Origin of the sequence: Sporosarcina sp. Marseille-Q4063, assembly GCF_018309085.1 — a bacterium.
In the GTDB taxonomy this organism is placed as follows: Bacteria; Bacillota; Bacilli; order Bacillales_A; family Planococcaceae; genus Sporosarcina.
Genome location: NZ_CP070502.1, coordinates 2,448,973 through 2,472,500 on the forward strand (window position 1 = coordinate 2,448,973; position 23,528 = coordinate 2,472,500).

Consider the following 23,528-nt stretch of genomic DNA (forward strand, 5'->3'; position numbering starts at 1 on the left):
TTTTCCGGCAGGACTATTTTCGATTAGATCCTCGAAAATATGCCTCAACTATCAAAACTTTGTTTTGATAAAGTGATTCTAGGTTGTTTTTTGAACGAAGTACGCGTTCAAAAACCTTTAGTGATTCTAGGAGGAAACTCGGCGCCGCCGAGTTTCTTTAATGACCCCTACGGGATTCGAACCCGTGATACCGCCGTGAAAGGGCGGTGTCTTAACCGCTTGACCAAGGGGCCTTGGTGGAAATTTGGTTGGCTTGTCTTCGAAATTTGACAGGTAGACGCGTAAATGTCTTTTCCGGCAGATCTATTTTCAATAAGAGCCTTGAAAATATGCCTCAAGGTCAAAACTTTGTTTTGACAAATGCTTTAAGGAAGAAAATTCGGCGAAGTTCGCCAAATTTTCTTTAATGGCGGCGGAGGGAGTCGAACCCCCGACCTTACGGGTATGAACCGGACGCTCTAGCCAGCTGAGCTACGCCGCCTTTTTTCACAACATCTCGTATCTTACCTGTGTGGGTGGAAAATGTCAAGACCGGTTGAAAAAGAAAAATAGTTCGGAAAGAGTCGAAAAGTTTCTCTATTTTGATACCACGAACAGACAAATTATTTCCCGCTCCCTATGTATACTCAAACATACGTCGGCATAGGGGGGATGGAAAATGAAGTTAACAGGTAACATTGAAAGACCAATTACCCAGGCAGTGAGGATGAATATCGAGGAAGTCAGGAAAAGGAAAACGCAAATCATGATGGCGACTTTGTTTTTACTAGGCTCATTTTTCTTGGCACAGGCAGTGTTGTTCGATGCCGCGGTTCCTTTTTTCTTGCCTGTTTGGGCATTGGCGGCTGCGCGCTTTCGGAAATATTTGATCTGGGTCTTTATCGGGGGAATGGCGGGGAGTGCTTTTCTTGGGGTTGGACAAGCGATAATTCATTTGTTCCAACTTGGTCTTTTTACCACTGTTATTCGGCATCGGATTCCTCAAAAATCCATACAATTAACCGTTGCCCTGTGTATTCTTCTGGTTCAGTTCGGATGGCAGTTAATCATGTATGCAGGAAAAATACCACTAGAAATTCAGCTGGTGATTGGCTATGAAGTGGTTCTCGCCTTGTTTATGACATTCTTTTTATTTGTCGCATTTCCGCCTGAGAACCGTATTTTTTTTGGACAATGGTCAAATGAGCGGTTAGGTGCTGCTTGTGTGATTGGGGCGATGGCGCTGACTGGAATGAAAGGCGTAGTAGTTGGCTATATATCAGTCGCGGGTGTTCTAATTCATTTAACGATACTTCTAGCTGCTTCAACTGGTGGTCTTTTATTTTCAACAACAGTGGCGATGATCATTGCTGCGATTATAGGAATTGCAGAATTATCATTCACCGGGATGATTGCGGTATATGGAATGACCGGATTTTTTGCAGGCGCGCTGAAGCGATTTGGTAAGTTCGGGATTGCTGTTGGCGGCGGTGTCGTTTCGCTCTTTTTCTTTTTGTACGACTTGACCTTACCGATAGATAGTACCCATTTTTATACGATTGGTGTCGCTACAATGATCTTTCTGTTAATTCCAACTAAAAAAACTCAACCACTGAAAAAAATGCTATTCCCGGAAGTTATCGATAACTCAAAGAAAAGGCAGGAGTGGGTTTCTGAACGACTTGATGAACAGCTAAATGATTTTCAACAGTTTACAGAGTTTATGTCGTCGTTAGTCGAAGAAAGGGAGTTGGGGCATGGAAACCCGAAAAATGCAGAAATAAAAACCCCATCAGTTTGCAACTCTTGTTTCCGATATGCAAAATGCTGGGAAAGTGATGACGATGATATGGCGCGGCTGATTAATGAATGGGAAGCATCTTATTCATTAACAAAAAAATCGGCGCGACATCGTGTTGAGGAAAAAATTAAATATAAATGCATTCGCTTTACCGGACTTGCCGTTGAATTGGAAGAAACGTCGGCAAATCGGTTGTTAAGCGGACAACTACAACACGGAAGGAAAATGCTTGCGCTTCAATTAAGAGATTTAAGTACCCATCTTGATAAATTAATGAAAGAGATTAAAGGTGACTTATCAGTTCATATCACAGCGGAAGAGGAATTGGGGAAACAATTGGATCTACAAAGCATTGAACATTTTCAAATCGATGTGTTGTCGGAAGAACGGGGAGCGCGTAAAATCGTTTGCAGTCTTCCAGAACGAAAGTCAGACTTCGAAACAGACACGATGGTTGCGGAGCGTTTAATTTTACCAATACTAGAAGACTTGTACGAAGAACCTTTTCAAGTTCAAAAGTCTATCGTAAAGCATGAGCCGTTTACGCATATCCGCGTCACCCTCACATCAGCGGTTCGCTATTTATTTGATTATGGGATTGTCGCGACATCTGGTGAAAAATCATTTCGTGCGGGTGATGCCTATGAAGTATTTCAAATTCATGAAGGGTTAACCGCGGTTCTGCTATCCGATGGGATGGGGCAGGATATAAACGCTTACCGGGAAAGTCGAAAAGTGATCCGATTAATGAGGGAATGCCTGAATCGTAAAATGGACCCTGAAACTGCTATGCACACACTCCATTATATGATGTCGTTAAATGGGTTGGACGATATGTATGCAACAATTGATCTGGCCTTGATTGATTTACAGGAAGGCAAGTTATGGGCATGGAAAGCAGGTTCCATGAGCACTTATATTAAGCGCGGAAATGAATATTTCAGGATTGATAGCATGTCTGTCCCAGTTGGATTTCTTCCGTCGTTTTCCGTCAAAGCCAAACAAGTAAAACTCAAAGCGGGCGACATGTTGGTGATGATGACCGATGGAATGTTTCAAGGAGATGTATCTCTCGAGTTACAAGAAAAAGCACTTTACGGTATACTTGGGAAATACGGACATTTGCATTGCGAGGACGTGGCCAATCGAGTTGTCAGTGAATTAGAGAGGCGGTTTCGAGCTGTCGAAGACGATCGGACTGTGCTGGTTATGAAAATCGACCACGTTCTTCCGGAATGGTCGAGTTTTACCCCCTATTCGCAGGTTGCTGCTCGATGAAAACTGAAAGTAGGTGGAGTGGTGGATAATTTTAACGATACGATTCTTCAATTTATTAAAGAGAAATGTCTTATAAAGGCACAAGATCGAATACTCGTTGCATGTTCAGGAGGCGTGGATTCGATTGCGCTTCTCCACTTTCTTGCGGTGCACCGTGGGAAATTAGACATTGAAGTCGCTGCCGTACATGTAGACCATATGTTACGAGGAAAAGAATCTGCTTTAGAAGGTGAATTAGTCAGTGACCTATGCAAACGATTAAATATCTCATTTCACGGCGGACGGGTACCAGTGCCTGAAATTCTTGAAAAAGAGGGAGGCAACGTGCAAGCGGTATGCCGCGAGGGTAGATATAATTTATTCGAAAAAATGCTGCGTGAAAAAGAATATAATGTCTTGGCTACGGCACATCACGCAGAAGACCAACTTGAAACGGTATTAATGCAAATGACGAAGGGTTTAATGCCTTCAGGAATCCCGATTAAAAGAGAAATGGATGAAGGTGTGCTCATTCGTCCCTTTCTTCCGGCAGTAAAGGAAACACTTTATGCGTATGTGAAGGAAAACAACTTGCAGTTTTGCGAAGATCCAAGCAATCAAAGCGATGCTTACATGCGCAATCGTTTCCGAAGACATGTAATCCCTCATATGATTAGTGAAAATCCAAAAGTGCCTGAAAGAGTTGCCGATATGGTGGGGAAGTTACAAGAGGATGATGCCTTTCTATGGGCTACAGCGGAAGAACAATTGGGCAAGATGGTTGGTTTTACGGAAGAGGGTCTGCCGACAATAAATAAACAATCATTTGGAAGCATGCCAACTGCTTTACAAAGGCGAATGATTAAACTACTATTAGATTATCTTTATGATAATAATAAAGTCCTCGTTCGTTATAAATATACACTCATCGAACAGTTGTTACATCATCTCAGTTCCGAGGATGGAAACGTCTCGATTCATCTCCCATTAGGTTATCGGTTTGTAAGAGAATACGACAAGTTAACATTCGTAAAACAGGATAACTTTTCAAGTTCTTCAGCGACGATAAAAGTCATGCCAAAAGGTAAAGAAACAGATTGGTTAAATAATGGCTGGATTTATTGGGCGGAGATTGATGAGGCACAGCCAGATTTACTTGTCCAGGCAAAGGAAATCAGGTATTTTAATTTACCCGATGATTCATTCCCGCTATCTGTCAGGCAAAGAAAAGAAGGCGACCGGATGTTGTTGGCCGGGATGATAAATCCAAAACGTTTATCAAGGTTGTTTATCGATGAAAAAGTAAAATTATCATTACGTGACGAGTTGCCGGTTATCGTTACAAATAATGATGACGTATGTGCAGTGCCAGGCTTACGTTACGGCGCCTCGTTTTCCAAGAATAGGACGGCGACGAGCCGGTACATATTTATCTTAGGGAAGTATTAATCCATTATTGAGGAGGAATCTCGATGCTCGCCAAGGACATTGAAGAAGTATTAATTTCGGAAGAAGAAATTCAACAAAAGATTGATGAGCTAGGTGCCGCGCTCACGGAAGAGTATAAAGATAAGTTTCCGTTAGCGATCGGTGTACTGAAAGGTGCTCTGCCATTTATGAGCGATCTTATTAAACGGATCGACGCTTACATTGAACTTGATTTTATGGATGTTTCAAGTTATGGCAACGCGACTGTGTCATCAGGTGAAGTGAAAATCGTGAAAGATTTAAATACAAGTGTCGAAGGACGAGATGTATTAATAATTGAAGATATTATCGATAGCGGAAAAACGCTAAGCTATCTCGTTGATTTAATGAAGTATCGAAAAGCAAACTCCATTAAAATCGTTACGCTGCTTGACAAGCCGACAGGTCGGAAAGTGAATCTAGAAGCTGATTATATCGGTTTTAACGTTCCAGACGCTTTCGTTGTCGGGTATGGTTTGGATTACATGGAGAAATATAGAAATCTATCTTATATCGGAGTATTGAAAAAAGAAATTTACTCTTTTTGAAGCTTTCCGAACCTCCCCAATATAGGGGTAAAGGAAAGCTTTTTTTGCGCAACTAGTATAAGGCGTTTTCTTTGTAGATTGAAGATTACTTATGATAAGATTTACAATAGTTTTCTGTTTAATGAAATGAGGAGGCCTAGGGATGAATCGAATACTTCGATACTTTCTACTATATGGACTAATCTTCCTGGCTCTAATGGGGATATTTGGTTCACTGAATAAAACAAACCCGAAAATAAAGCCGATCACTTACAATGAATTTCGGCAAGCACTCGAAGAAGGAAATGTAAAAAGCGCCACAATTCAGCCCGACCAACTCATCTATGAAGTTAAAGGTGAGATGAAAGGCGCTAAAGATGGCGAAACCTTTATAACAAACATTCCGCAGTCACATGATGCACTGCTAAATGATATTGATGAGGTTGCAGCGTCTCAGGCCGTTAAAATTGAGTATTTAAAAGCACCAGAGACGAGCGCGCTAGTATCATTTTTCACCGGACTCGTTCCATTTATCATTATTATAATTCTGTTCTTCTTCCTGTTGAATCAATCACAGGGCGGTGGCGGCGGTAAAGTAATGAATTTCGGTAAAAGTAAGGCGAAGCTCCATACAGATGATAAAGAGAAAGTAAGTTTCGATGACGTCGCAGGAGCAGACGAGGAAAAAGCAGAACTTGTAGAAGTTGTTGATTTCCTCAAAGACGCACGAAAGTTTATCGAAGTTGGCGCACGCATACCACAAGGGATTCTACTTGTCGGACCACCTGGTACAGGTAAAACATTACTTGCACGTGCAGTTGCTGGTGAAGCCGGCGTACCATTCTTCTCAATTTCAGGTTCTGATTTTGTTGAGATGTTTGTCGGGGTCGGAGCATCACGTGTTCGTGATCTTTTCGAAAATGCGAAAAAGAATGCGCCGTGTATTATTTTTATTGATGAAATCGATGCGGTTGGACGTCAACGTGGCGCAGGGCTCGGCGGCGGACATGATGAACGTGAACAAACGCTTAACCAATTACTTGTTGAAATGGATGGTTTCGGCGAAAACGAAGGAATCATTATCGTAGCAGCTACGAACCGCCCAGACATTTTGGACCCAGCACTTCTGCGTCCAGGTCGTTTTGACCGTCAAATCACGGTAGGTCGCCCGGATGTAAAAGGAAGGGAAGCAGTACTTCGAGTTCATGCGCGCAATAAACCATTTGACGACTCAGTGAATTTAAAAGCACTTGCTCAACGCACACCAGGTTTCTCAGGCGCAGATCTTGAAAACTTATTGAACGAAGCTGCACTAGTCGCTGCAAGACGTGATAAAAAGAAAATCGACATGTCGGATATTGATGAAGCAACGGACCGTGTAATTGCTGGTCCCGCTAAAACAAGCCGGGTCATCTCTGATAAAGAAAGAAACATTGTCGCATTCCATGAAGCGGGTCACGTAGTAGTCGGACTCATTCTTGATGAAGCAGATATTGTGCACAAAGTTACGATTGTACCTCGAGGCCAGGCTGGCGGTTATGCGGTCATGCTCCCGAAAGAAGACCGTTACTTTATGACGAAGCCGGAACTGCTTGATAAAATTTCTGGACTTCTGGGCGGACGTGTTGCGGAAGAAATTGCACTTGGCGAAGTTTCGACTGGTGCGCATAATGACTTCCAACGTGCAACAGGAATTGCAAGGTCAATGGTGACGGAGTACGGAATGAGTGAAAAACTCGGACCGTTACAGTTCGGTCAATCTCAAGGTCAAGTATTCCTTGGAAGAGACTTTAGTTCTGAACAAAACTACTCCGAATCGATCGCATATGAAATCGATCAAGAAATGCAACGCATAGTTAAAGAAGAATACGAGCGTACGAAAAAAATACTGACAGAAAATCGTGCATTGTTAGATTTAATCGCTACGACTCTTCTAGAAGTAGAAACGCTCGATGCAGAGCAAATCAACCATTTGAAAGATCATGGTACATTACCGGATCGTCCGTATGACAATAATGGAAAAGATCAAGATGAAACGGAGTCAACTGAAAAAGAGGATGATGATGTCATCACTGATTCAACAGGCGCTCCATCTGATCCATCAATTGCTAATTTGCCAAATGAACGGGAGTATGAAAGCCCGCCAAATCCATTTGACGAAAAACGAAGAGATTAAAAAGAGAAAGCTGGCCCTTTTTGAAGCGGCCAGCTTTTTTTTATTCTTAGATTTGTGGTATGATATGTTGAAAAATGTCGAAGTTAGCGAGGAACCCAAAAATGATCTTAGTAATGGATACAGGAAATACAAATATCGTACTCGGTGTTTATGACCAAGGAAAACTCAAATACCATTGGCGCATGGAAACGTATCGGCAAAAAACAGAAGACGAATATGCGATGCAAGTAAAATCGCTATTCACGCACGTCGGTTTAACTTTCGAAGCGATTAACGGAATTATCATTTCGTCTGTCGTACCACCGGTTATGTTCCCACTTGAACAAATGTGCAGTAAATATTTCAACCTAAAGCCGCTAATTGTCGGCCCGGGGATTAAAACAGGGTTGAACATTAAATACGAAAATCCGCGCGAAGTTGGTGCAGATCGAATCGTGAATGCTGTAGCGGCCATCGAGGAATATGGAAGTCCTTTAATAATCGTCGATTTTGGAACGGCAACAACATATTGTTACGTAAATAGCGACGGGGGCTATATGGGCGGAGCAATTGCGCCTGGTATCGGCATATCGATGGAAGCCTTGTTTGACCGCGCTTCTAAACTGCCAAGAATTGAATTAACGCGTCCGGATAACGTCATAGGGAAAAACACAGTTGCCGCCATGCAGGCAGGAATTGTATTCGGTTATGTCGGGCAAGTTGAAGGTATCGTTGCTCGCATGAAAGCACAAAGTAAAGAAGAGCCTACTGTTATTGCAACGGGCGGCTTAGCGGATCTTATAGCTAGCGAAACAACTGTGATTGATGTAGTCGATAACTTCTTGACGCTTAGAGGACTACACCTTATTTATCAACGAAACATATAAAGTATTGAAACGATTTTAAAGGAGTAGAGAATAATGAATGATTACTTAGTAAAAGCATTAGCGTTTAATGGAACAATCCGGGCATATGCTGTCCGTTCAACAGATACAATTTCAGAAGTACAAAAACGTCATGATATTTGGCCAACAACAAGTGCGGCTCTTGGTCGTTCGATGTCAGCAGCTGTTATGATGGGCGCAATGTTAAAAGGCGAGGATAAATTAACGATTAAAATTGAAGGAGATGGACCCATCGGACCGATGGTGATCGATTCAAACGCTCATGGGGAAGTACGTGGCTATGCAACAAATCCTGACGTTCACTTTGAATTAAATGAATCGGGTAAACTTGATGTCAAACGTGCTGTTGGAACTTCGGGAATGCTAACTGTCGTGAAAGACTTGGGTCTTCGTGAATTCTTCACTGGCCAAGTTCCGATTGTCTCAGGTGAAATCGCCGAAGATTTTACGCAGTATTTTGTCGTATCCGAACAAGTTCCGTCTGCTGTTGCACTTGGCGTGCTGGTTAATCCGGATAAGACGATTAAGGCAGCCGGTGGATTTATCATTCAAGTCATGCCAGGCGCAACTGATGAAACAATCGGGATCTTAGAAGAAAGAATCGCAAACATGGAACCGATATCGAAAATGATTGATAAAGGACTCACACCTGAAGAAATATTGCACACGGTCCTTGGCGCTGAAAATGTAGAAATCCTCGACAAAATGGATGTTTCATTCCAATGCACTTGTTCAAAAGAGCGTTTTGGCAATGCGATTATTGGTCTTGGTGAAAAAGAAATTCGTGAAATGATTGAGGAAGAAGGCCAAGCCGAAGCAAATTGTCATTTTTGCTTAGAATCTTATGTTTATGATAAAAAGGATCTGGAAGGGTACATCCATGAAATACAATCGCGGTCATAAAGAGGACCAAACTAAACATGGAACACGAAGACTGAAAGCAAAACCGCTTTTGATTGTAATCGGTATTCTTTTATTCAGTAATTTATTGTGGTTTATCGCATGGAAAGTAACGGATAAATCATGGGAAACCGGGGAAGTAGTTGCTTCCGTCGATGGCGAAACGATTAAGCGTGAAACTTGGATGGCCGCAATGGAAGAAAAAATCGGTCGTGAAACGCTATTGGAACTCGTTAACAACAAAGTGATGGAAGCAGCAGCGAAAAAGTATGACATAAAAGTTTCTAATAAAGAAATTGACTTGGAACTTGCACTTATTCATTCGGTGGACGACCAAATTTTCACGGGCATGACCGCCGAAAAAGAACGGGAAAAAATCAGCGCCTCGATGATTCTGGAAAAAATACTAACCAAAGACATTGTCGTTAGTGATGAGGCGATTCAAGCAAGTTATGATGGCAATGCTTCTTTATATAACATAGAGAATGCTTACCGAACAGCTATCATAGTTCTTTCATCAAAGGATGAAGCGGAGAATGCATTAAGTGAATTAAATGAAGGTTCGAGTTTCAACATTTTGGCGAGAGAACGTTCAATCGATGCTTCAACTGCAAGCCTTGGCGGTGACCTTGGTTATATTAGCGAGAATAAAGATTCCATCGATTCGTCAATTTTTAAATCAGCCTCATCGTTAAAGCCAAATACAACGAGTGGGGTCATCTCCCTTTCGAATGGTAATTTTGCCATACTTCACGTAAGTGATGTCATGAAAGGGAAGACATTTAAATTCAAAGAAGTAAAAAATCATATCAAGCGTAAACTCGCAATGGAACAACTAACCGAAACAGTCAATATGGAAGCGTTTTGGAAAGAATTCGATACTAGTTGGTTTTACCGGGAATAAAATCTACTAAACTAACAAAACCATCTTATAGATGGTTTTTGTTGTTTCAGGGGTTACTTATCGAAGGAAAGGGAACAAATAGGTAGATAAAACATTTGACACCATGCACACAATGGTAGTAGGATTAATAGTATAAAGCATATCAAAATAGTAGGGATTAGGAGAGGGTACTATGGCTATCGTTGGAAACTCGATTGCAGATTTAGTTGGGAAAACACCACTTGTTAAAATGAATCGAATGACAGGTGCCGATGACGCGGATGTTTATTTGAAGTTAGAATATTTTAACCCGGGTTCTAGTGTTAAGGACCGGATTGCACTCGCTATGATTGAGGAAGCCGAAAAATCTGGGGAATTACAAGCAAGCGGCACAATTATCGAACCGACAAGTGGCAACACAGGAATCGGGTTGGCAATGATAGCGGCGGCAAAAGGGTATAAAGCAGTTTTAGTCATGCCTGATACGATGAGTACTGAACGCCGAAACCTATTACGTGCATATGGTGCAGATTTGGTATTGACGCCGGGTGCTGAAGGAATGAAAGGCGCCATCGCAAAAGCAGAAGAACTGGCAAAAGAAAACGGCTGGTTCATGCCTCAACAATTCAACAATGAAGCGAATCCTGAAATTCACCGGCTAACAACTGGTCCTGAAATCGCAGATGCGCTAGATCGTGTAGACGCATTTATTTCGGGAATTGGAACGGGCGGTACAATTACCGGTGCCGGGCGCGTGCTAAAAGAACGTTTTCCAGATGTCAAAATAGTAGCTGTTGAACCGACAGACTCTGCTGTTTTGTCGGGCGGGCAACCGGGCCCACATAAAATTCAAGGAATTGGCGCAGGTTTTATTCCGAAGGTGCTTGATACTGATATTTATGATGAGATAATACTCGTAACAAATGATGAATCTTACGAAACGGCAAGACGCGCGGCACGCGAAGAGGGAATCCTCGGTGGAGTTTCCTCTGGAGCTGCTATTTTTGCAGCCCTTCAAGTTGCGAAAAATCTTGGAAAAGGGAAAAAGGTAGTCGCCATTCTTCCGTCAAACGGCGAACGATACTTAAGTACACCGCTCTATCAATTCGAAGACCAATAAGTTATCGGAAGAAGGAGTAAACAGGCTCCTTCTTTTTTTATGCACAAAACACGGAATGTGCGTTAAGATAGGAGTATCAATCGGTACCGGGAGGAAAATAAAACATGACACGACAAGTACCGGCCTTCACGGCTAAAACAATGACAAAAGATCAATTTTTTACTGCCTATCAACAACTTGCACATGAAGCCGAGGAGCACATCCTTCTTGAAAGCGGACGCGGCGGTAATTTATCCATTGCCGGTATTAATCCATTAGCTAAACTTCAGTCGTTAGATGGCGATCAATTAAAAATAATCTGGCGTGATGGCACCGAAGAAATTAAGCGAGGAGACCCGTTGGAACTGCTCACACAGTTTGTTGCTGCATATAAAGTGGATTACATTTCGGAGCTTCCTGAATTTCAAGGTGGTGTAGCTGGATTTATAAGTTATGACTACGTCCGAAGATATGAAACGCTACCAAACGACACGATAGATAGCTTAAAAACACCGGATTTATTCTTTTATTTATTCGACGAGTGGGTAGTTTTTGATATCCAAGCAGAAACAGCCTACTTCATGACACTTTCGGGAAGCGGAATAACCCCCGCGGATGTCGAGATGAAATGGATGGAAGCAGCCAAATCCAAAGTGGAATTCGTGACAAGTGTGACGAAATCATCAGATGAACTAGAAGTATCCGTTACCGGTTCACAATTTGAGAAAATGGTTGCAGATGTACAGGAATATATTGCAAAAGGCGAAGTGATCCAGGTAAATCTTTCCGTCCGGCAATCGAAAAGGTTAACAGCTCATCCGCTTGCGATGTACGAAGCGCTACGCTCAGTCAATCCGTCGCCTTATATGGCTTCAATTGGCGCATCAGAATTTTCGGTTGTTTCAAGTTCGCCGGAATTGCTGTTGAAAAAACGCGGGAATGAGTTAAATACGCGCCCAATTGGAGGAACGAGACCAAGAGGAATGACAGACGATGAAGATAATGCTTTTGAAAAGGACCTTTTATCGAATGAAAAAGAAAAAGGCGAACATGTCATGCTCGTCGAGTTGGAAAAGGAAGATTTAGAACGAGTTTGCAATTCAGGTACAGTGGAAACAAGCGAGTTCATGATTGTTGAACGCTATTCACACGTCATGCACCTTGTATCGAATGTTCGGGGAGTAGTCGCCGACAACCTATCAAACGCCGATATCGTAAAAGGCGTATTTCCCGGCGGCACAATTACAGGTGCACCGAAGCTGCGCACAATGGAAATTATCGAAGAACTCGAGCCGGAACGAAGAGGTTTATACACGGGGTCAATCGGTTGGTTCGGTTTCAATGGCGATTTCGAATTAAACGTGGTCATTCGCACGGCTTTTATTCAAGACGGAGTCGCACATATTCAGGCGGGCGCCGGACTAGTCGCAGATTCAATCCCGAAAAATGAATATATCGAGTCGTTGGCAAAAGGAAAAGCACTATGGCAAGCAAAAGCAATGGCAGAAAGGTAAAGGAGGTCTATTCGATGTTGTGTTGGATGAACGGTGAATTTGTGCAAGCGGAAGATATGAAAATCTCTCCGTTCGATCACGGATTTTTATACGGTGTCGGTTTTTTTGAAACGTTTCGTACATATGACGGCAACTTATTTTTGTTTCAAGCCCATATGGACCGTTTAAACAATGCGCTCTCCGAATACCGGATTTCGATGCCCTATGAAACTGAAGAAATAATAGCCGCTGTTCGAAAACTAAATGACTCGGCGGGTGCAGATGGGTATTTTCGGCTGAATGTATCGGCAGGGGTTCACGATATTGGGCTCGCGCCTTCATCTTACACGACACCGACGATTATTTTATTTAGAAAAGAATTACCTGAAACTATCACTGGTGCCGAAAAAAAAGGAGTATGGCTTGATACAACCCGGAATGATCCAGAAAGTGCAGTGCGCCATAAATCGCATAACTTTCTTAATAACGTCCGCGGAAGACTCGAGCTACCTTCGTTAAAAGAACATGAAGGATTATTTCTCAACAAAGATGGCTTTGTTGCAGAAGGTGTTACGTCCAATGTATTTTGGATAAAAGACGACGAACTATTCACTCCGGCGATTGAAACTGGAATTTTACCTGGAACAACGCGTGCTTTTATTATGGAGATAGCCAAAGCGGATGGAATTAGTGTGAATGAAGGATTTTACACCCAAAGAGTAGTTGAAACAGCAGACGAATTATTCGTCACGAATGCAATTCAAGAAATTGTGCCGTTAGCAAGTATCGGAGGTAAATCATTACCAGGAGCAAACGGGATTTATTACCAGAAGTTGCACAACTTATACAAAGCGGCCATTGATGAAATGAAAGAAGGTACTAACTAATGGAGTTAACTAATGCAAAACCCGTTTATCGTTTCGGCGAGATTGAGATGGACTTCCGAAAAGAAACGGTCGTTATGGGAATCTTAAACGTCACACCTGATTCATTTTCCGACGGAGGTAAATACGGAAGAATTGATAGTGCCCTTAAACATGCAGAAGAAATGATACGAGATGGGGCAAAAATCATCGACATTGGCGGCGAATCAACCCGCCCAGGACACGCACCGGTTTCATTTGAAGAAGAGCTCGAGCGAACTGTGCCGATTATAGAAGCAATCACTCGCGAGTTAAACTGCGCGGTTTCAATAGATACATATAAAGCTGGAGTTGCGGATGCGGCGATGAAAGCTGGTGCGCATATTATTAATGATGTTTGGGGTGCGAAGCGCGAACCGAAAATCGCGGAAATCGCTGCAATGTATAAGGCGCCAATCATTTTAATGCATAATCGAGAGCAAGCGGTTTATAAAGGCCTGTTAATGGATGAACTAATTTCTGATCTGAATGAAAGTATTGACATTGCATCTAATGCAGGAGTCATTAAGGAAAACATTTGGTTAGATCCCGGAATTGGCTTTGCGAAAGATACAGCGCAAAACATAGTTGTCATGCAAGGACTACAGAAAGTCGCCGAATTAGGTTATCCGCAATTACTCGGAACTTCACGGAAGTCGATAATTGGAAATGTTTTAGGTTTGCCTGTAGAAGAACGTCTCGAAGGAACGAGTGCAACGGTTTGTTATGGGATTGAAAAAGGTTGCCATATTATCCGCGTTCATGATGTAAGGGAAATTGCGCGCGCAGTTAAAATGATGGATGTATTAACAGGTAAGTCTACATACAAGGGATAGGAGAATGCCAATTGGATTATATTCATTTGAACGAAATGGAGTTTTACGGTTACCACGGCGCATTGCCGGAAGAGACAAAGCTCGGTCAGCGTTTTCGTGTGACAGTATCTCTCGCAACAAACCTTGAAGAAGCGGGGAAAACCGATAATCTTGATAAGACCGTAAATTACGCGGAAGTATATGAGCTTTGCAAGGAAATCGTAGAAGGCGCTCCAAAGAAGCTAATTGAAGCAGTCGCAGAAATAATCGCAGAAAATTTATTAAATAGTTATTCGAATAAAGTGACAGGAGTGCGTGTGGTTCTAATTAAACCGGACCCTCCAATTGCCGGGCATTATGCATCCGTTTCCGTAGATATTACACGAGGGAATTTCAAGTGAACAGTGCATTCATCTCAATCGGATCAAACATCGGTGAGCGATTGCTTCATTTGAAAGATGCAGTACGTGCACTTCATTCGCATAACGAGGTGTCAGTTTTGTCGATGTCATCGGTTTACGAAACAGCACCGGTTGGGTATACGGACCAAGCGGACTTCTTAAATATAGTCATTGAAGTTCGAACTTCGATAGATGCTTATAATCTGCTGACTGTTTGCCAGGAAATTGAACATGAATTAGGACGCGTACGCACAGTAAGGTGGGGGCCGCGAATTGTAGACCTTGACATTCTGCTCTATAATAATGACAATATTAATGCGGAGAACTTGATTGTTCCGCATCCGCGGATGCATGAACGAGCATTCGTGCTTATACCGCTTCTTGAAATCGCGCCAGAAATCGTTCATCCGGATACCGGACGATTTTATTCAGAAGAGGCGGCAGTCCATGATCAAAGTGTTTTACTTAAGCAAAAAGTGAGCGGGGTCGAAGAATTTATTCAATAAAAGAATCTCCCCGACCTATACAGATTCATACGACTGCAATTTAAAACAGAAAATATTGGGCGAGCTGCACCTGGTAATCCTTGTATGATCTATCGGACCCTGCGTTTTCTTGAAACGGGAGAATTAATGGAAGGTCCGATTGCACGCGATCTTCGTTTTGAGCGACTAATAGCATTAAAAGGGGAATCCGTTGCCGCACGAGAGATGCGCATACATGCATCGTGGTATTTGAAGGGTATCCGAGGCAATGATAAAGTTCGGAAATTAATTAACGGAACAGAGACTGCAAGTGAATTTGAGGAGTCTTCTGAATGGTTTCGCTGAAGAAATGATTGAGCGTGAGCAGGCAGAACTTGCTGGAAGTGCTGTCTAATCTTAAAGGTTTCGAGCTGCCGTGAATTGTGGTAGCTCTTTTCTTTGTGTACAATAGGTACATATTAAAAAATATACGAACTTAATTAATTAGAGGAGTGAACGAAATGTCCAATCTTGACGATTTAAACGACCAACTTCTGGTGAGGCGCCAGAAGATGTTGGATATAAGGGAAAGTGGGCTTGATCCGTTCGGTTCGAAATTTGAACGAACGCATTTATCTGAAGAAATCCGTGAAAAATATGACGGTTTCTCGAAAGAAGAATTAGAAGAAGCTTCATATGAAGTGAAAATTGCGGGCCGCATTATGACAAAGCGCGGAAAAGGAAAGGCGGGATTTGCCCATCTTCAAGATTTGGATGGCCAAATTCAAATTTATGTACGGCAGGATGCTATCGGGGAAGAGGCGTACAAGCTATATTTAAGTACTGATCTTGGAGATATTATCGGCGTTGCTGGTACAGTTTTCAAAACAAATGTCGGCGAACTATCAATTAAGGTGAACGAGTTTACATTCCTTACAAAAGCACTTCGACCTTTACCTGAGAAATTTCATGGTTTACAAGATATTGAACAACGTTACCGCCAGCGTTACCTAGACTTGATTTCAACAGAGGGTAGTAAAGAGACATTCATCTTGCGTAGTAGAATCATTCAATCGATGCGTCGATACCTTGATGATCAGGGATTCCTGGAAGTTGAAACACCGATGTTACATGCAATTGCAGGCGGTGCATCAGCACGACCATTCATTACTCACCATAATTCATTAGACATGACCCTTTATATGCGTATCGCAATTGAACTCCATTTAAAGCGTTTAATTGTAGGTGGTCTTGAGAAGGTATACGAAATTGGACGTGTATTCCGTAATGAGGGAACTTCAACTCGTCACAATCCTGAGTTTACAATGATTGAACTATATGAAGCATATGCTGATTACGAAGACATCATGGCGCTTACCGAAAATTTAATTGCACATATCGCCCAAGATGTACTTGGCACTACAAATGTAACATATGGCGATGATGTAATTAACCTAGCGCCGGGTTGGAAGAGGCTTCATATGGCAGATGCCGTTAAAGAGTATACGGGCGTTGACTTCTGGAACCAAATGACGAAAGAAGAAGCACATGCACTGGCGAAAGAGCATGGCGTCGAAGTAACGGCGATGATGGAAGTTGGTCATGTACTTAACGAATTCTTTGAGCAAAAGGTAGAAGAGGAGTTGGTGCAACCAACATTTATCTACGGACATCCAGTAGAGATTTCCCCACTCGCGAAAAAGAATCCAAAAGATGAGCGTTTCACGGACCGATTCGAATTATTTATCGTGCGTCGTGAACATGCGAATGCCTTCACGGAACTTAATGACCCAATCGATCAACGTCAACGTTTTGAAGCGCAACTAGTTGAAAAGGAACAAGGAAATGATGAGGCGCATGATATGGATGAAGACTTCATTGAAGCGTTGGAGTACGGATTGCCACCAACGGGAGGGCTGGGAATCGGAATTGATCGCCTTGTTATGTTGCTGACGAATGCACCATCAATACGAGATATTCTTCTTTTCCCGCAAATGCGTCCGAGAGACTAACTTCATTAAAGAGTTCAACCGAACGTATTGATGAAACAATCGAGTGTTATTCGTTTCATAATTTGTCCACAATGCTTTCTTCATTGTAAGTAAAGCGTTATGTGCAAGTGCTCTAAGTTAAGTTGTATATAATTAAATCCACGTGCGAAGCCGTCACCACTTGGTTTCGCACACCTTTATTATGTACGGGTATACAAATGTATGAAGAAGTTTTAAAAAAGTGTTGCATTATAGTTGAGCGCCTGTTATAGTTATGAATGTCGCCAAATTCACCACAGAAACAACGAAAAAGAAATTATAAAATGTTGTTGACAAGGTCGAGTGAGTTTGATATGATATAAGAGTTGCTGTCGAGAGATGGTAGCGCCGAAACAAATATGTGAGTGAAGTTCTTACTTATATAATGAACCTTGAAAACTGAACAGCAAAACGTCAAGATATAACGTTTCGTTAAATCGAAACAAAAACGAATCTTCGGATTCGAAGTCAGCAAAATGAAACTCGAGCTATTCAAGTTTCTCTATTATGGAGAGTTTGATCCTGGCTCAGGACGAACGCTGGCGGCATGCCTAATACATGCAAGTCGAGCGAACATTATAAGGAGCTTGCTTCTTATAATGTTAGCGGCGGATGGGTGAGTAACACGTGGGCAACCTGCCCTGCAGATGGGGATAACTCCGGGAAACCGGGGCTAATACCGAATAATCAGTTTGTTCGCATGAACAAACTCTGAAAGACGGCTTACGCTGTCACTGCAGGATGGGCCCGCGGCGCATTAGCTAGTTGGTGGGATAACGGCCTACCAAGGCGACGATGCGTAGCCGACCTGAGAGGGTGATCGGCCACACTGGGACTGAGACACGGCCCAGACTCCTACGGGAGGCAGCAGTAGGGAATCTTCCACAATGGACGAAAGTCTGATGGAGCAATGCCGCGTGAGTGAAGAAGGTTTTCGGATCGTAAAACTCTGTTGTGAGGGAAGAACAAGTACGGGAGTAACTGCCCGTACCTTGACGGTACCTCATTAGAAAGCCACGGCTAACTACGTGCCAGCAGCCGCGGTAATACGTAGGTGGCAAGCGTTGTCCGGAATTATTGGGCGTAAAGCGCGCGCAGGCGGCCTTTTAAGTCTGATGTGAAAGCCCACGGCTCAACCGTGGAAGGTCATTGGAAACTGAAAGGCTTGAGTACAGAAGAGGAAAGCGGAATTCCACGTGTAGCGGTGAAATGCGTAGAGATGTGGAGGAACACCAGTGGCGAAGGCGGCTTTCTGGTCTGTAACTGACGCTGAGGCGCGAAAGCGTGGGGAGCAAACAGGATTAGATACCCTGGTAGTCCACGCCGTAAACGATGAGTGCTAAGTGTTAGGGGGTTTCCGCCCCTTAGTGCTGGAGCAAACGCATTAAGCACTCCGCCTGGGGAGTACGGCCGCAAGGCTGAAACTCAAAGGAATTGACGGGGACCCGCACAAGCGGTGGAGCATGTGGTTTAATTCGAAGCTACGCGAAGAACCTTACCAGGTCTTGACATCCCGCTGCCCGGCATAGAGATATGCCTTTCCCTTCGGGGACAGCGGTGACAGGTGGTGCATGGTTGTCGTCAGCTCGTGTCGTGAGATGTTGGGTTAAGTCCCGCAACGAGCGCAACCCTTAACCTTAGTTGCCAGCATTCAGTTGGGCACTCTAAGGTGACTGCCGGTGATAAACCGGAGGAAGGTGGGGATGACGTCAAATCATCATGCCCCTTATGACCTGGGCTACACACGTGCTACAATGGACGGTACAGAGGGTTGCCAACCCGCGAGGGGGAGCTAATCCCATAAAACCGTTCCCAGTTCGGATTGCAGGCTGCAACTCGCCTGCATGAAGCCGGAATCGCTAGTAATCGTGGATCAGCATGCCACGGTGAATACGTTCCCGGGTCTTGTACACACCGCCCGTCACACCACGAGAGTTTGTAACACCCGAAGTCGGTGAGGTAACCCTTTTGGGAGCCAGCCGCCGAAGGTGGGACAGATGATTGGGGTGAAGTCGTAACAAGGTAGCCGTATCGGAAGGTGCGGCTGGATCACCTCCTTTCTAAGGATTATGTTCGAGAGCGAAAACACTTCGTGTTTGACCTTTCAACATTCGGAATGTGGAATCATTTCCACAACTTGACGTTTTGCGTTCAGTTTTGAAGGCTCATTTAATATTATTGGGTGTTTTTCGCTCAATAAACATGAACTTTCAAAACTTGTTCTTTGAAAACTGGATAAAACAATATTAAGAGTAACAAATCAAGTAATCAATCGAGTCGATTACATTTGTAATTGACAATGCAATACCTTTTTAATGAACATTGACTTTACATCGCTGTCTAGTCGTGTTCAAGAAAAGTATTTAACAGTGACCAGAGCATTCAAATGCAATGGAAACTGATGAATATTTTAGGTTAAGTTAGAAAGGGCGCACGGCGGATGCCTTGGCACTAGGAGCCTAAGAAGGACGGCACTAACACCGATATGCTCTGGGGAGCTGTAAGTAAGCTTTGATCCAGAGATTTCCGAATGGGGAAACCCACTGCCCGTAATGGGGTAGTACATGTACGTGAATACATAGCGTACTTGAGGCAAACCCGGAGAACTGAAACATCTAAGTATCCGGAGGAAGAGAAAGAAAAATCGATTCCCTGAGTAGCGGCGAGCGAAACGGGAATAGCCCAAACCAGGAAGCTTGCTTCCTGGGGTTGTAGGACACTCTATACGGAGTTACAAAGGAATGAATTAGACGAAGCGACCTGGAAAGGTCCGCCGTAGTGGGTAAAAGCCCCGTAGTCGAAAGTTCATTCTCTCCAGAGTGTATCCTGAGTACGACGGAACACGTGAAATTCCGTTGGAATCCGGGAGGACCATCTCCCAAGGCTAAATACTTCCTAGTGACCGATAGTGAACCAGTACCGTGAGGGAAAGGTGAAAAGCACCCCGGAAGGGGAGTGAAATAGATCCTGAAACCGTGTGCCTACAAGTAGTCAGAGCTCCGTTGATCTTTTCTTCGGAATTGATCACGAGTGATGGCGTGCCTTTTGTAGAATGAACCGGCGAGTTACTGATTCCATGCAAGGTTAAGCAGTGAATGCGGAGCCGCAGCGAAAGCGAGTCTGAATAGGGCGATTTAGTATGGGGTCGTAGACCCGAAACCAGGTGATCTACCCATGTCCAGGGTGAAGGTAAGGTAACACTTACTGGAGGCCCGAACCCACGTATGTTGAAAAATGCGGGGATGAGGTGTGGGTAGCGGTGAAATTCCAATCGAACCTGGAGATAGCTGGTTCTCTCCGAAATAGCTTTAGGGCTAGCCTCAAACGTTAGAATCTCGGAGGTAGAGCACTGTTTGGACTAGGGGCCCATCCCGGGTTACCGAATTCAGACAAACTCCGAATGCCGAAGATTTATGTTTGGGAGTCAGACTGCGGGTGATAAGATTCGTAGTCGAGAGGGAAACAACCCAGACCACCAGTTAAGGTCCCCAAATATCCGTTAAGTGGAAAAGGATGTGGCGTTGCCCAGACAACCAGGATGTTGGCTTAGAAGCAGCCACCATTTAAAGAGTGCGTAATAGCTCACTGGTCGAGTGGCGCCGCGCCGAAAATGTACCGGGGCTAAACGGATTACCGAAACTGTGGATTGACACCTTTGGTGTCAGTGGTAGGAGAGCGTTCTAGGGGCGTTGAAGTCAGACCGTAAGGACTGGTGGAGCGCCTAGAAGTGAGAATGCCGGTATGAGTAGCGAAAGAAGGGTGAGAATCCCTTCCACCGAATGCCTAAGGTTTCCTGAGGAAGGCTCGTCCGCTCAGGGTTAGTCGGGACCTAAGTCGAGGCCGAAAGGCGTAGACGATGGACAACAGGTTGATATTCCTGTACCACCTCCCCGCCGTTTGAACAATGGGGGGACGCAGTAGGATAGGGTGAGCGCGCTGTTGGTTATGCGCGTCTAAGCAGTAAGGTGTGAAACGAGGAAAATCCCGTTTCTATAACATTGAGCTGTGATAGCAAGGGGAATTATCCCCGGAGTCCCTGATTTCACGCTGCCAAGAAAAGCCTCTAGTGAGGCGGGAGGTGCCCGTACCGCAAACCGACACAGGTAGGCGAGGAGAGAATCCTAAGGTGATCGAGAGAACTCTCGTTAAGGAACTCGGCAAAATGACCCCGTAACTTCGGGAGAAGGGGTGCTCTGGTAAGGTGTTAAAGCCTGAGAGAGCCGCAGTGAATAGGCCCAAGCGACTGTTTAGCAAAAACATAGGTCTCTGCAAAACCGCAAGGTGAAGTATAGGGGCTGACGCCTGCCCGGTGCTGGAAGGTTAAGAGGAGAGGTTAGCGCAAGCGAAGCTTCCAATTGAAGCCCCAGTAAACGGCGGCCGTAACTATAACGGTCCTAAGGTAGCGAAATTCCTTGTCGGGTAAGTTCCGACCCGCACGAAAGGCGTAACGATTTGGGCACTGTCTCAACGAGAGACTCGGTGAAATTATAGTACCTGTGAAGATGCAGGTTACCCGCGACAGGACGGAAAGACCCCGTGGAGCTTTACTGCAACCTGATATTGAATTCTGATGCAGTCTGTACAGGATAGGTAGGAGCCTGAGATTCCGGAGCGCCAGCTTCGGAGGAGGCGTTGGTGGGATACTACCCTGACTGTACTGGAATTCTAACCCATGCCCCTTATCGGGGCAGGAGACAGTGTCAGGCGGGCAGTTTGACTGGGGCGGTCGCCTCCTCAAGGGTAACGGAGGCGCCCAAAGGTTCCCTCAGAATGGTTGGACATCATTCGTAGAGTGCAAAGGCATAAGGGAGCTTAACTGCGAGACCTACAAGTCGAGCAGGGTCGAAAGACGGGCTTAGTGATCCGGTGGTTCCGCATGGAAGGGCCATCGCTCAACGGATAAAAGCTACCCCGGGGATAACAGGCTTATCTTCCCCAAGAGTCCACATCGACGGGAAGGTTTGGCACCTCGATGTCGGCTCATCGCATCCTGGGGCTGTAGTCGGTCCCAAGGGTTGGGCTGTTCGCCCATTAAAGCGGTACGCGAGCTGGGTTCAGAACGTCGTGAGACAGTTCGGTCCCTATCCGTCGCGGGCGCAGGAAATTTGAGAAGAGCTGTCCTTAGTACGAGAGGACCGGGATGGACACACCGCTGGTGTACCAGTTGTCTTGCCAAAGGCATCGCTGGGTAGCTACGTGTGGACGGGATAAATGCTGAAAGCATCTAAGCATGAAGCCCCCTTCAAGATGAGATTTCCCATTACGCAAGTAAGTAAGATCCCTCAGAGAAGATGAGGTTGATAGGTCCGGGGTGTAAGTGCGGCGACGTACGTAGCTGACGGATACTAATTGATCGAGGACTTAACCTATTCAAGTTAAAAGGGTTTGATTGACCCTGATTTGTGAAAAGATTATTCGTTTTATCCGGTTTTGAACGAACAAGCATCGTTCTTTTAAAAAAAGCTTGTATTTTCAAAAAGAGTTGTTATAATGAATATTGTCCTTTGATAAATGACAAACAAGTCTGGTGACGATAGCGAAGAGGTCACACCCGTTCCCATACCGAACACGGTAGTTAAGCTCTTCAGCGCCGATGGTAGTTGGGGGCTTCCCCCTGCAAGAGTAGGACGCTGCCGGGCTTGTAAATTCATTAAGACTGTATCAAAGCGAACTTCTTTGAAACAGTTTACCTTATAAACCCAGGAGGATTAGCTCAGCTGGGAGAGCACCTGCCTTACAAGCAGGGGGTCGGCGGTTCGAGCCCGTCATCCTCCACCATTCAAATTTAGATCTTGAAATAACGCCGGAGTAGCTCAACTGGTAGAGCAACTGACTTGTAATCAGTAGGTTGAGGGTTCAAGTCCTTTCTCCGGCACCACTTTCGAGCCATTAGCTCAGTTGGTAGAGCATCTGACTTTTAATCAGAGGGTCACAGGTTCGAATCCTGTATGGCTCACCATTTTCATGCGGGTGTGGTGGAACTGGCAGACACGCTAGACTTAGGATCTAGTGCCTTCGGGCGTGGGGGTTCGACTCCCTTCACCCGCACTTTATATATAACGCGGAAGTAGTTCAGTGGTAGAATATCACCTTGCCAAGGTGGAGGTCGCGGGTTCGAATCCCGTCTTCCGCTCCATTGATTTGCCGGGGTGGCGGAACTGGCAGACGCACAGGACTTAAAATCCTGCGGTAGGTAACTACCGTACCGGTTCGATTCCGGTTCTCGGCACCAGATATTTCGTATGCGCCCGTAGCTCAATTGGATAGAGCGTCTGACTACGGATCAGAAGGTTGTGGATTCGACTTCTGCCGGGCGCGCCATTATTTTTCATATAATCTCGGGAAGTAGCTCAGCTTGGTAGAGCACTTGGTTTGGGACCAAGGGGTCGCAGGTTCGAATCCTGTCTTCCCGACCATTTTCCGGGGCCTTAGCTCAGCTGGGAGAGCGCC

Annotated in this window: 14 protein-coding genes, 11 tRNA genes, 3 rRNA genes and 1 pseudogene (1 of these 29 running past the window's edge); 27 read left to right on the plus strand and 2 right to left on the minus strand. The window is 44.5% G+C overall.

What is annotated here, in order from left to right; all coding sequences use genetic code 11:
• Positions 1 to 161: 161 nt before the first annotated feature.
• A tRNA-Glu gene (locus JSQ81_RS12715) sits at positions 162 to 233 on the minus strand.
• Positions 234 to 407: 174 nt separating this feature from the next.
• A tRNA-Met gene (locus JSQ81_RS12720) sits at positions 408 to 481 on the minus strand.
• A gap of 177 nt (positions 482 to 658) precedes the next feature.
• Here JSQ81_RS12720 and JSQ81_RS12725 point away from each other — a divergent pair.
• From JSQ81_RS12725 to JSQ81_RS12855, 27 genes and pseudogenes are all read left to right on the plus strand, one after another.
• Positions 659 to 3,058 (plus strand): SpoIIE family protein phosphatase, encoded by a 2,400-nt coding sequence (locus JSQ81_RS12725; protein WP_212604417.1) that lies wholly within the window; start codon positions 659 to 661, stop codon positions 3,056 to 3,058.
• Positions 3,059 to 3,079: 21 nt separating this feature from the next.
• A complete protein-coding gene (gene tilS / locus JSQ81_RS12730) occupies positions 3,080 to 4,486 on the plus strand; it encodes a tRNA lysidine(34) synthetase TilS (protein ID WP_212604418.1) in 1,407 nt (468 codons plus the stop codon).
• A 23-nt stretch (positions 4,487 to 4,509) separates the two neighbouring features.
• Complete coding sequence (gene hpt, locus JSQ81_RS12735) at positions 4,510 to 5,052, plus strand: hypoxanthine phosphoribosyltransferase (protein WP_212604419.1); 543 nt, start codon at positions 4,510 to 4,512, stop codon at positions 5,050 to 5,052.
• Between the two features lie 142 nt (positions 5,053 to 5,194).
• Complete coding sequence (ftsH, locus tag JSQ81_RS12740) at positions 5,195 to 7,207, plus strand: ATP-dependent zinc metalloprotease FtsH (RefSeq protein WP_212604420.1); 2,013 nt, start codon at positions 5,195 to 5,197, stop codon at positions 7,205 to 7,207.
• 101 nt (positions 7,208 to 7,308) lie between these two features.
• Positions 7,309 to 8,073 carry a type III pantothenate kinase gene (locus JSQ81_RS12745; protein ID WP_212604421.1) on the plus strand — a complete coding sequence of 255 codons (765 nt, stop codon included), beginning with the start codon at positions 7,309 to 7,311 and terminating at the stop codon, positions 8,071 to 8,073.
• Positions 8,074 to 8,106: 33 nt separating this feature from the next.
• The gene (hslO, locus tag JSQ81_RS12750; protein ID WP_212604422.1) at positions 8,107 to 8,994 is read left to right on the plus strand and encodes an Hsp33 family molecular chaperone HslO; all 888 of its coding nucleotides are present in this window, start codon (positions 8,107 to 8,109) and stop codon (positions 8,992 to 8,994) included.
• Entirely contained in the window at positions 8,972 to 9,895 is a 924-nt protein-coding gene (locus JSQ81_RS12755; RefSeq protein WP_212604423.1) for a peptidyl-prolyl cis-trans isomerase, read from the plus strand. Before hslO ends, JSQ81_RS12755 begins: the two co-directional genes overlap by 23 nt.
• Positions 9,896 to 10,067: 172 nt before the next feature.
• Complete coding sequence (gene cysK, locus JSQ81_RS12760) at positions 10,068 to 10,994, plus strand: cysteine synthase A (protein WP_212604424.1); 927 nt, start codon at positions 10,068 to 10,070, stop codon at positions 10,992 to 10,994.
• A gap of 104 nt (positions 10,995 to 11,098) precedes the next feature.
• Positions 11,099 to 12,487, plus strand: coding sequence for an anthranilate synthase component I family protein (locus JSQ81_RS12765; RefSeq protein ID WP_249336536.1), 1,389 nt, complete (start codon positions 11,099 to 11,101; stop codon positions 12,485 to 12,487).
• A gap of 14 nt (positions 12,488 to 12,501) precedes the next feature.
• Positions 12,502 to 13,353 (plus strand): aminodeoxychorismate lyase, encoded by an 852-nt coding sequence (gene pabC / locus JSQ81_RS12770; RefSeq protein ID WP_212604425.1) that lies wholly within the window; start codon positions 12,502 to 12,504, stop codon positions 13,351 to 13,353.
• Positions 13,353 to 14,204, plus strand: coding sequence for a dihydropteroate synthase (folP, locus tag JSQ81_RS12775; protein ID WP_212604426.1), 852 nt, complete (start codon positions 13,353 to 13,355; stop codon positions 14,202 to 14,204). The genes pabC and folP overlap by 1 nt, the downstream gene beginning before the upstream one ends.
• 11 nt (positions 14,205 to 14,215) lie before the next feature.
• The gene (gene folB / locus JSQ81_RS12780) at positions 14,216 to 14,584 is read left to right on the plus strand and encodes a dihydroneopterin aldolase (RefSeq protein ID WP_212604427.1); all 369 of its coding nucleotides are present in this window, start codon (positions 14,216 to 14,218) and stop codon (positions 14,582 to 14,584) included.
• Complete coding sequence (gene folK / locus JSQ81_RS12785) at positions 14,581 to 15,090, plus strand: 2-amino-4-hydroxy-6-hydroxymethyldihydropteridine diphosphokinase (protein ID WP_212604428.1); 510 nt, start codon at positions 14,581 to 14,583, stop codon at positions 15,088 to 15,090. The genes folB and folK overlap by 4 nt, the downstream gene beginning before the upstream one ends.
• A gap of 54 nt (positions 15,091 to 15,144) precedes the next feature.
• Positions 15,145 to 15,463, plus strand: a pseudogene (locus JSQ81_RS12790) (tRNA-dihydrouridine synthase); the annotation flags it as partial.
• Between the two features lie 106 nt (positions 15,464 to 15,569).
• Positions 15,570 to 17,060: a lysine--tRNA ligase gene (gene lysS, locus JSQ81_RS12795; protein ID WP_212604429.1), complete on the plus strand. Its 1,491-nt coding sequence runs from the start codon at positions 15,570 to 15,572 to the stop codon at positions 17,058 to 17,060.
• A 522-nt stretch (positions 17,061 to 17,582) separates the two neighbouring features.
• A 16S ribosomal RNA gene (locus JSQ81_RS12800) occupies positions 17,583 to 19,138 on the plus strand.
• Positions 19,139 to 19,491: 353 nt separating this feature from the next.
• Positions 19,492 to 22,447: ribosomal RNA gene (locus JSQ81_RS12805) — 23S ribosomal RNA — on the plus strand.
• 154 nt (positions 22,448 to 22,601) lie between these two features.
• A 5S ribosomal RNA gene (rrf, locus tag JSQ81_RS12810) occupies positions 22,602 to 22,717 on the plus strand.
• The 16S, 23S and 5S rRNA genes sit together here with 9 tRNA genes alongside, the layout of an rRNA operon.
• A 63-nt stretch (positions 22,718 to 22,780) precedes the next feature.
• Positions 22,781 to 22,856 (plus strand) — tRNA-Val (locus tag JSQ81_RS12815).
• A 24-nt stretch (positions 22,857 to 22,880) separates the two neighbouring features.
• Positions 22,881 to 22,956: transfer RNA gene (locus JSQ81_RS12820), tRNA-Thr, on the plus strand.
• A gap of 5 nt (positions 22,957 to 22,961) precedes the next feature.
• Positions 22,962 to 23,037 (plus strand) — tRNA-Lys (locus JSQ81_RS12825).
• 7 nt (positions 23,038 to 23,044) lie between these two features.
• Positions 23,045 to 23,126 (plus strand) — tRNA-Leu (locus JSQ81_RS12830).
• A gap of 13 nt (positions 23,127 to 23,139) precedes the next feature.
• Positions 23,140 to 23,214 (plus strand) — tRNA-Gly (locus JSQ81_RS12835).
• 7 nt (positions 23,215 to 23,221) lie between these two features.
• Positions 23,222 to 23,310: transfer RNA gene (locus JSQ81_RS12840), tRNA-Leu, on the plus strand.
• 12 nt (positions 23,311 to 23,322) lie between these two features.
• Positions 23,323 to 23,399: transfer RNA gene (locus JSQ81_RS12845), tRNA-Arg, on the plus strand.
• 18 nt (positions 23,400 to 23,417) lie between these two features.
• Positions 23,418 to 23,494 (plus strand) — tRNA-Pro (locus JSQ81_RS12850).
• Positions 23,495 to 23,500: 6 nt separating this feature from the next.
• Positions 23,501 to 23,528, plus strand: a tRNA-Ala gene (locus tag JSQ81_RS12855) (it continues 48 nt past the right edge of the window).